Annotated in this window: 1 protein-coding gene; it reads left to right on the top strand. The window is 75.0% G+C overall.

All coding sequences use genetic code 11. From position 1 onward, the window contains the following. The coding region (locus IF99_RS0130065; protein WP_234340923.1) for a S41 family peptidase at positions 1 to 2,436 on the top strand (2,436 nt) is incomplete at both ends.

Below are 2,436 nucleotides of genomic sequence, written 5' to 3'. Positions count from 1 at the left end.
GGCCGGGACCGGGGCGGGGCGGAGGGCGAGGCCGCTCGGGGGGACGGCTCCGGACCCGTACCGGCAGGTGCTCCGACCACGCCGGAAGCGGAGGGGAGCGGCGCTGAGGCGGTAGGGGCCACGGGTGCAGCCGAGGCGAATGGAGCCATGGGTGCCAACGGGGCGACTGGGGCAACCGGGACCGCGACCGCCGGGGCGACCGGAACCGCCCAAGCGGCCGGAGCGACCGGGGCCTTCGGAACCGCCGCGTCAGCCGAAACCACCGAGTCCGCCGAGTCCGCCCCAGGACACGAGGACCCCTCAGCGCCCGAGCCGCCCGACCCCTCCGGGCCCACCAAGCCCCCCGAGGCGCGGGTCATCGAGGTCGTGCGGTCGTTCAACGGCCCCGTGCGGGATCTCGCCTTCTCGCCGGACGGGGCGTGGCTCGCGTGGTCGCACCCGGGGGTCGGGCGGAGTCTGCGGCAAATCAAGCTCGCGCGGATCAGCGAGGGAGAAGGACCGTTCTCCCTCATCGACGTGACGGACGGGCGGTTCGAGGACGAGAACCCCGTCTTCACCCGCGACGGCCGTTACCTCGCCTTCCTCTCCTGGCGCGGCTTCGACCCCGTCTACGACGTGCACACCGGCGACCTCTCCTTCCCGCTCGGCTGCCGCCCCCACCTCGTCACGCTCTCCTCCGCGACCCCCTCGCCCTTCGCGCTCAGCGCGGACGGCCGCCCGGCGGCCGGCGGCCTGGACCCGGACGACCGCGCCTCGGGGTACGAGGGCGTCGTCATCGTCGAGGCGGAGGGCCTCGCGAGCCGCGTCACGCCCTTCCCCGTACCGGCGTCGAAGTACTCCTCGCTCTGCCCCGTCGCGGGCGGCGGCCTCGTCTGGCTGCGCTGGCCCATCTCCGGCGCGCTCGGCCAGACCTTCGTCAACCCCGCCGACACCTCCAGCCGCCCCACGCTCGAACACTTCGACCCCGCCCGCGCCCGCCGCACCCAGCTCGTCGACCACATGGACGCCTTCGCCGTGAGCGGCGACGGCAGCCGCCTCGTCGTCGTGGACGACGGCGAACTGCGCGCCATCCCCGCCAACGACCTGCCGGACGACTCCGGCACCTCGTACATCGACCTGCGCCGCATCCTCCACGAGGTCGACCCGCCCGCCGAGTGGCGCCAGGCGTACGACGAGGCCGGACGCGTCATCCGCGCCTACTTCTGGGACCCCGGCCTCAGCAACATCGACTGGGACGCCGTGCTCGACCAGTACCGCCCGCTCCTCGACCGCGTCGCCTCGCCCGACGAGTTCGCCGACCTGCTCCGCGAGGCGTACGGCGAACTCGGCACCTCCCACGCCTACGTCACCGCCGCCCGCCGCAGCGAGGGCCCGCCCCACTACCAGCGCGCGCAGGGCCTCCTCGGCGCCGACTTCACCTGCCGCGACGGGGCCTGGGAGCTGCGGCGCATCCTGCCCGGCGAGTCCTCCGACCCGCGTGCCCGTTCCCCGCTCGCCGGTACGGGCATCCGCGAAGGCGCCGTGCTCACCCACGTGGACGGGCGTCCGGTGGACCCCGTAGCCGGGCCCGCGCCGCTCCTCGCCGGGGCGGCGGGCACGAGCGTCGAGCTGACCTTCGCCGCCGCCGGCGGAGGCCCGCCGCGCCGCGTCGCCGTCCTCCCGCTCGTCGACGAGCGCGCGCTGCGCTACCACGACTGGGTCGCCAAACGCCGCGCCGTGGTACGGGAGTTGAGCGACGGAAAGTGCGGTTACCTGCACATCCCCGACCTCGGTGGCTCCGGCTGGGCCCAGTTCAACCGTGATCTGCGCCTGGAGATGTCCATGCCCGCGCTCATCGTCGACGTGCGCGGCAACGCGGGCGGCAACATCAGCGAACTCGTCCTGGAGAAGCTGACGCGCCGCATCATCGGCTGGGACCTCACGCGCGACGCCATGCCCGTCTCGTACGCGTCGAACGCCCCGCGCGGCCCTCTCGTCGCGCTCGCCGACGAGGCCACGTCCTCGGACGGCGACATGATCACGGCCGCCTTCAAACTCCTCGGCCTGGGGCCCGTCGTGGGTCAGCGGACCTGGGGCGGCGTCGTCGGCATGACGGGCCGCCACCGGCTCATCGACGGCACGGTGGTCACGGTCCCGATGAACGCCGCCTGGTTCGACGCGTACGACTGGGGCGTCGAGAACCACGGCGTCGACCCCGACGTCCCCGCCCTGCGCACCCCCCTCGACTGGGCCGAGGGCCGCCACGCCCAGCTCGACGACGCGGTCTCCCTCGCCCTCGACCTCCTGCGCTCCCACCCCCCGGCGGAACCCCCCACGGTCGCGACCGTCCCGGACCGGGCCCGCCCCCCGCTGCCGGGGCGGGGGGAGTCGGCACGGAGGGGCGGCCGGGCGGCGGAGGGGCGGGAGGCGGAAGGGCGGGAGGCGGAAGGGCGGGGT

Source organism: Streptomyces sp. NRRL F-5630 (assembly GCF_000719475.1).
In the GTDB taxonomy this organism is placed as follows: Bacteria; Actinomycetota; Actinomycetes; order Streptomycetales; family Streptomycetaceae; genus Streptomyces.
The sequence above is the reverse complement of the archived record's forward strand: the minus strand, read 5'-3'. Positions and strand labels throughout refer to the sequence as shown.